The 7,025-nt window shown below is 71.5% G+C and carries 7 protein-coding genes; 6 read left to right on the top strand and 1 reads right to left on the bottom strand.

Annotated features, from left to right (window positions below; translation table 11 throughout):
* From FNH08_RS40335 to FNH08_RS40320, 3 genes are all read left to right on the top strand, one after another.
* The coding region (locus FNH08_RS40335) for an acyl-CoA dehydrogenase family protein (protein ID WP_265579837.1) at positions 1-267 on the top strand (267 nt) is incomplete at its 5' end.
* 9 nt (positions 268-276) lie between these two features.
* Positions 277-1,212 (top strand): acyl-CoA dehydrogenase family protein, encoded by a 936-nt coding sequence (locus FNH08_RS40330; protein ID WP_322726247.1) that lies wholly within the window; start codon positions 277-279, stop codon positions 1,210-1,212.
* 483 nt (positions 1,213-1,695) lie between these two features.
* Positions 1,696-2,181 carry an ATP-binding protein gene (locus tag FNH08_RS40320; RefSeq protein ID WP_322726246.1) on the top strand — a complete coding sequence of 162 codons (486 nt, stop codon included), beginning with the start codon at positions 1,696-1,698 and terminating at the stop codon, positions 2,179-2,181.
* A 495-nt stretch (positions 2,182-2,676) separates the two neighbouring features.
* Here FNH08_RS40320 and FNH08_RS40315 read toward each other — a convergent pair whose 3' ends face one another.
* On the bottom strand, positions 2,677-3,603 hold the full coding sequence (locus FNH08_RS40315; protein WP_152776484.1) for a cyclase family protein: 927 nt from the start codon (positions 3,601-3,603) through the stop codon (positions 2,677-2,679).
* 158 nt (positions 3,604-3,761) lie between these two features.
* Between FNH08_RS40315 and FNH08_RS40310 the strand changes: the two genes are divergently transcribed.
* The 3 genes from FNH08_RS40310 to FNH08_RS40300 all read left to right on the top strand — a co-directional run bounded on the left by FNH08_RS40310 (position 3,762) and on the right by FNH08_RS40300 (position 7,008).
* Entirely contained in the window at positions 3,762-4,673 is a 912-nt protein-coding gene (locus tag FNH08_RS40310; protein ID WP_322726245.1) for an SDR family NAD(P)-dependent oxidoreductase, read from the top strand.
* Between the two features lie 107 nt (positions 4,674-4,780).
* Complete coding sequence (locus FNH08_RS40305; RefSeq protein WP_322726244.1) at positions 4,781-5,926, top strand: acyl-CoA dehydrogenase family protein; 1,146 nt, start codon at positions 4,781-4,783, stop codon at positions 5,924-5,926.
* 17 nt (positions 5,927-5,943) lie between these two features.
* Entirely contained in the window at positions 5,944-7,008 is a 1,065-nt protein-coding gene (locus FNH08_RS40300) for a Zn-dependent alcohol dehydrogenase (RefSeq protein WP_152776483.1), read from the top strand.
* Positions 7,009-7,025: the final 17 nt, after the last annotated feature.

Genomic DNA, 7,025 nt, shown 5'->3' with positions numbered 1-7,025 from the left:
GGCGGGGTCCGTGGCGTGGGCCGAGTTCCTGGCGTGGGCGGCGTCCCGGGCCTGGGTGGTTCCGTCTTCAAGCTCCGCTACTCGCACGCACGGCAGGAGCTGTACGACACGGCCGCCGACGTCCTGGGCGTCGACGCGCTCGACCTCGACCGGCCGTGGGCGCTCGACCGGCTGTCGTCGCTGTCGTACACGATCGCGGCCGGGACCTCGCAGATCCAGCGCAACATCGTGGCCGAGCGCATCCTGGGCCTGCCGAAGGGGCGGTGACCGAGACCCGTGCACTTCCAACTCACCGATGATCAGCTGGCCCTCCGGGACGGCGTGCGCGAGCTGCTCGAAGGGCGGTTCGGGCACGAGGCGCTGCGGGCCGCACTGGACACGCCCGGACTCGACCGTGCCCTGTGGCGCGAGTTGGGCGAGGCGGGGTTCTTCGCGCTCCGGCTGCCCGAGGCGGAGGGCGGGGTCGGGCTCGGGCTCCCCGAAGCGGTCCTGGCGTTCGAACAGGCTGGCCGGGTGCTGCTGCCCGGGCCCCTGGTGGCCACGCATCTCGCCGCGGGCGCGGGCGAGGGTGCGGGGGTGCCGGGAGCCGCGACCGGGGAGACCGTGGTGACGGCCGTTCAGGGCGGGCTGGTGGAGTGGCTGGACGAGGCGGACGTCGTACGGGGGGACGCGTCCGGCGCCGTACCGCTGCGGTCGGTGGACCCGCTGACCCCGCTGCACCGCGTACCGGACGGAGGAGTCACCGACCCCCTGGCCGCCCCGCGAGCCGTCCCCCGGACGGCCCCCCTGGCCGTCCTCCTGACCGCCGCCGAACAGCTCGGCTCGGCCTCCCGCACCTGCGAACTGGCCGTGCAACACGCCCGGGCCCGCGAGCAGTTCGGACAGCCCGTCGGAGCCTTCCAGGCGGTCAAGCACCTGTGCGCCGGGATGCTGGAGCGGGTGGAGACGGCGCGGGCGGCGGTCTACGCGGCGGCCGTCACCGCCGACCCGCTGGACATCGCCGCGGCCCGGCTGCTCGCCGACGAGGCGGCCCGGCGCGGCGCCCGTGACTGCCTTCAGGTGCACGGCGGCATGGGCTTCACCTGGGAGTCCGACGTGCACCTGCACCTCAAGCGGGCCTGGGTGCGCTCCTGCCGTAGCGGAGATGTGACGGAGAGTGAGGAGATGCTCGCGGCGGATTTGTTGGTCGAGCTGCCGGGCGTGGCTGTCTGAGCAGGGGTGTCACCGGGACTCATGTGGCGAGTGTCGCGGATCGTGGCATAGGGGAATTACCGAGCGTTGATATCGGGTTGTGTCCTACGCGTGACTTGTCACGCCCCGGAGTCGAGGCTCCGCTCCGGTACCTTGTGTGGGATGCGAGTGGTTCCGAGGACGAGCCAGCCGGGTGTCGCCCCCGAGGCGGCCCCGGATCCGGCGATGCGTGCCACTCGCACTGGTGGGCGGGGGTATGGCTCCGCCTGTTCGACTCCCCGCGGCGAGCGTCGCACAGTATGCCGCACGCGTACTCCTTCGCGCTGGAATATGCCCGAAGCGCTTGTTGGGGTGACTGTACGTCAACCATGCTGTCACGCAACGGGATCACAGTCGGTGATCCCTGTCCCGGTCATGCGGTTGATGGCCGAGCAGAAGTTGACCACGATCGTGGCCTTGGCGAGGCGCGAGGCGACGCGTCCGCCGGTTCGGATGGTGTGAGCGGTGCAGGTGCTTCAAGTGCAGCTGGAGATCCGGCCCGACCCCACGGAGGTGGGACGTGCCCGCAGATGGGCCCGTTCACGGCTTGCCGGGTCCGGGATACAGGCCGATGAGCCACTGGCCGAGACGCTGGTCCTGCTCGTGTCGGAGCTGGTCACCAACGCCGTCGTGCACACCGGATGCCCGGCGGTGCTGCGGCTGTTGCTGTCCGGCGTGCGGGACGGCTCGGGGGGCACGGTCCGCCTGGAGGTGGCCGACAGCTGCGCCCGGCCGCCCGTGCCCCGGTGCGCGGAGGGCGACGACACCAACGGGCGCGGCCTGGCCCTCGTCGAGGGGCTCGCCGACCGCTGGGGCTGGACCTCCGAGGGGGCCGGCAAGCGCATCTGGTGCGAACTGGACCGCTGTGAGTCCGGTCCGGGTTCCGGTGCGGCCAGCGCGCCCGCCTCGACTCCCGTGACATATGAGGGGATCGCGTACGAGGCGGTGTAGGGCGGCTGCCGGGTGTGGCCTGCTCGGAGTGTTCACGTCGCACGCGCCTGCGCGTGGTCGCACGGGATCGGACGTGTCCGGTGAGGGCTGCGGGTCGGTGCGCCGGGGTGTGCTTCATTACGCGCCGTCAGGAAAAGGCCGTAACGGGCATTTCGTCGAACAGGTGTTGACGTGTCGTGTCCGTTTGATCACGCTTGTGTTCAACGATTCGCCGCGAGGGGACGGCGAGGGTTCCGGTGACGGGAGTCCGGGAGTCCTCGACGAGTGTGGGTCGTGATCCGGCGTCAGCTCCCACAGGGCCGGACCGACCCGTCGACACGGGAGACGTCCGGGGAGCAAGAGCTGGTACGCCGGAGCCGGATGGCGGCGCGCGATGCCGTGCTCGGAGTGAGGTGGGGGCCCTCCCGATCGAGCGCGGCCGAGTGGGGGAGGCGCGCCGCCAGCCGAAGAGACGAATGCCGCCCGGGCGCGCCGCCCGGGCGCGAGGGCGGAGCCTCAGAGTACGGCCACGGGTGCCACCGGGGTTCCCGTGGCGCCCACGAACGGCTCGGGTGTCGCGGACAGCAGGAAGCTGTAGCGCCTCTCTTGTCCACAGGCTGTGGACAACTCTTCGAGATTCCAGTTCTGGCCCTGGAGCATCCCCATCTCGACGAGGTCGAGCGCGTGTACGGGCAGCCACAGGTTCTCGATCTCCGGCGGGAAGATCTCGAAGGTCATCGTGTCGTTGGCGACGGCGGCGACGTCCCGCGCGTGGAACCACTCGGGGGTACGGACCGAGAGCCCGGGTGAGGGGTACGCGTACGCGTGCCGGTCGCCGTCGAGGTACGCCCGTATCTGCCCGGTCCGTACGAGGACGACGTCACCGCTCCTCACCCGGGTGCCCGCCAACTCCTCGGCCGCGTCCAGGTCTTCGGGCGTGACCGCGTGGTCGCCGGCGAGCCGTTCCCGGCCGAGGGCGCGCGGGACGTCGAGCAGTACGCCGCGCGAGACGATGTGCCGCGCCTTGTCGATACCGCTGAACTCCGCGCCGCCGTGCGGGGTCACGGTGCTCGCCGGCCGGCCGTTGTAGATCCGCCCGGAGTGGGAGACGTGGGTGAGGGCGTCCCAGTGGGTGGCCGCCTGCAGGCCCATGGTCACGGCGTCGTCGCTGCAGGCCACGGTGCCGGGGCCGAAGATCTCCTGGTTGATCTGCACCATCACGTGCAGCGGGTTGACCCGTCCGGGGATCAGGCCGGTCTGGACGCCGTCCTGCCGGAGGGGGACGGCGAGGGGAACGCGCCGCCCGGTCCGTACGCAGGCGACGGCGCCCCGCACGACCTCGTCCGTGATCAGGTTGAGCGTCCCGATCTCGTCGTCGGCGCCCCAGCGGCCCCAGTTGTTCACGCGCTTGGCGATCTCGTGGAACTCCTCGGGCAACGACATGAGCCCTCCCGGTCCTGTCCGGTCCCGTCCCGTCCTGTCCGGTCCCGACCGGTCCTGGCTGATCCTTGTCGGGGTCTTGTCTCCGGGTATCTGACGGGTCGTAGAATCGCTGCGACCAAATCTAACGGTCCGTCAGAAACCGTGGGAAGGGGCCCGGCGTGGGGAACTTCTTGGCAGGCAAGGTCGTCGCCGTGACGGGGGCCGGGCGCGGGATCGGCCGGGCGGTGGCCCTCGCGGCGGCGGCCGAGGGCGCCCGGGTCGTCGTCAACGACTACGGCGTCTCCATCGAGGGCTCCGAGCCGACGAGTTCGGTCGCCGAGGCCGTGGTCAAGGAGATCGTGGCGGCCGGCGGCGAGGCGGTCGCGGTGGCCGACGACGTGTCGACCATGGCGGGCGGGCAGCGGATCGTGGACACGGCGGTCGAGGCGTACGGGCGGATAGACGGCGTGGTGTGCGTGGCGGGCATCCTGCGCGAACGGATGCTCTTCAACATGACCGAGGAGGAGTGGGACCCGGTCGTCGCCACCCACCTCAAGGGCACCTTCACCGTCTTCCGTGCCGCGTCGGCGCTGATGCGCAAACAGAGGTCCGGCACCCTCATCGGCTTCACCAGCGGCAACCACCAGGGCTCGGTGTCCCAGGCCAACTACAGCGCGGCCAAGGGCGGGATCATCTCCCTCGTACGCAGCGCCGCGCTCGGCCTGCACAAGTACGGGGTGACGGCGAACGCGGTGGCGCCCGTTGCCCGTACGCGGATGTCGGCCAACGTGCCGATGGAGCTGACGGAGATCGGTGAGCCGGAGGACGTCGCGGCTCTGGTCGTCTATCTGCTGAGCGAACGGGCGCGCGAGGCGCGGATCACCGGACAGGTGTACACCGTCGCCGGGCCCAAGATCGCGGTCTGGGCCCAGCCGAGGGAGCTGCGCTCGGCTTTCTCGGAGGGGGCGTGGACTCCGGAGCGGATCGCGGAGGTGCTGCCGGGGAGTGTGGGGGTGGATCCGATGCCGATGCTTTCTCGGTTGGAGGAGATGGCGCGGGCTGCGAGGGAGGGTGAGCGGCCCAACGCGTGAGGGGGTGGTGGGGCAGGTCGTATGGCGGCTGCGGGGTTGTTGTGGCTGGTCGCGCAGTTCCCCGCGCCCCTTTCAGGGGCGTGCAGCTCACCAGGAGGAGGAGAGCCGTGGACTTCGGGTTTGGTACGGAGGGCGAGGTGTTCCGTCGTGAGGTGCGGGAGTGGCTCGGCACGCACCTCACGGGTGAAACGGACCGGCGTGCGTGGGAGCGGGAGCTCGGGCGTGGTGGGTGGATCGGGATCGGGTGGCAGGAAGGTGGGTACGGGAACCGGACCGCGAGTCTTGTCCAGCAGGTCGTCTGGGCCGAGGAGTACATCCGTTCGAAGGCACCCGCCCGGTCCGGGCACATCGGGGAGAAGCTGCTCGCGCCCACCCTGATCGAGCACGGCACCGAGGAGCAGAAGCGGCGGTTCCTGCCGCCCGTCGCGCGCGGTGAGGAACTGTGGTGCCAGGGCTACAGCGAGCCGGGCGCGGGCTCGGACCTGGCCGGAGTGCGCACCGCGGCGGTGCTCGACGGCACGACGGCGACGTACCGCGTGACCGGCCAGAAGATCTGGACCTCCCTCGCCCACGAGGCGGACTGGTGCTTCGTCCTCGCCCGCACCGAAACCGGCTCGCGCCGCCACCACGGACTGTCCTTCCTCCTCGTCCCGATGGACCAGCCGGGCCGTGTCGAGGTGCGGCCCATCCGGCAGATGACCGGGACGAGCGAGTTCAACGAGGTCTTCTTCGACGGGGCCGTGGCCGAGCACATCGTCGGCGGGGAGGGCGACGGCTGGCGTGTGGCCATGAGCCTGCTCGGCTTCGAGCGGGGGGTGTCCACGCTCGCCCAGCAGATCGGTTTCGCGGAGGAGTTGAGGCGGGTCGTCCGTACGGCCGTCGAGACGGGCGCGGCCGACGACCCCGTCGTACGCGACCGCCTGGTCCGCCAGTGGGCGGAGTTGCGCACCATGCGCTGGAACTCCCTGCGGACGCTGGGCGGTTCGGGCGGCGAGTCGGGTGCGTCGAGCGTGGCGAAGCTGCTGTGGGGCGGCTGGCACCAGCGGCTCGGGGAGCTGGCGACGCTGGTACGGGGCGCGGGGGCGGCTGTGGGACCACGGGACTGGTCGCCCGAGCGGCCGTACGAACTCGACGCGCTCCAGCACCTGTTCCTGTTCTCCCGGGCCGACACCATCTACGGCGGCTCGGACCAGGTCCAGCGCACGATCATCGCCGAGCGGGTGCTCGGCCTGCCGAAGGAGCCCAGGGGCTGAAGGGGGTTGAGGTTGTGATGCGAGGCGTGGTCTTCGACGGGAAGCGGGTGCGGGTCGTCGACGACCTGGAGGTACGGGAGCCCGGGTCGGGCGAGGTGCGGGTGGCGATCTCGGCGGCCGGACTGTGCCACAGCGATCTGTCGGTGGTGGACGGGACCATACCCTTCCCTGTTCCCGTGGTGCTCGGCCATGAGGGCGCGGGGGTCGTGGAGGCGGTGGGGGAGGGCGTCACCCACGTCCGGCCGGGGCATCACGTGGCCCTGTCCACGCTCGCGAACTGCGGTGCCTGCGCGGACTGCGACCGGGGCCGGCCGACGATGTGCCGGAGCGCGATCGGCAGGCCGGGCCGGCCGTTCGCGCGGGGCGGGCCCGTCGGTGAGGGGCGGCCGCTGTACCAGTTCGCGTCCAACTCGGCCTTCGCGGAACGCACCGTCGTCAAGGCCGTGCAGGCGGTCCGCATCCCGGACGACATCCCGCTGCCGTCGGCCGCGCTGATCGGGTGTGGGGTGCTGACGGGTGTGGGGGCGGTGCTGAACCGCGCGCGGGTGGAGCGCGGCGACAGTGTGGTGGTGATCGGTACGGGTGGCATCGGGCTCAACGTCCTTCAGGGCGCCCGGATCGCGGGGGCGCTGCGGATCGTGGCCGTGGACGCGAATCCGGACAAGGAGGCGGTGGCCCGGCGGTTCGGTGCGACCCACTTCCTCACGTCGACGGAGGGCGTGCGGGACATCCTTCCGACGGGGGCGGACCACGCCTTCGAGTGCGTCGGCCGTGTCGAGCTCATCCGCCAGGCCATCGACCTGCTGGACCGCCACGGTCAGGCGGTCCTGCTCGGAGTGCCGCCCGCCACGGCCGAGGCCTCCTTCCGGGTCTCCTCCCTGTACCTGGACAAGTCCGTCCTCGGCTGCCGCTACGGCTCCTCGCGCCCACAGCGGGACATCGCCCTGTACGCCGACCTGTACCGCGAAGGGCGCCTGCTGCTGGACGAGTTGGTGACGGCGACGTATCCGGTGGAGGACTTCGAGAAGGCGGCGGAGGATGCGCGGGAGGGGAAGGTGGCGCGGGCGGTGCTGGTCTTCTGAGGGGGGTTGTTCTCGCC

Origin of the sequence: Streptomyces spongiae (assembly GCF_009377185.1) — a bacterium.
In the GTDB taxonomy this organism is placed as follows: Bacteria; Actinomycetota; Actinomycetes; order Streptomycetales; family Streptomycetaceae; genus Streptomyces; species Streptomyces spongiae.
The sequence above is the reverse complement of the archived record's forward strand: the minus strand, read 5'-3'. Positions and strand labels throughout refer to the sequence as shown.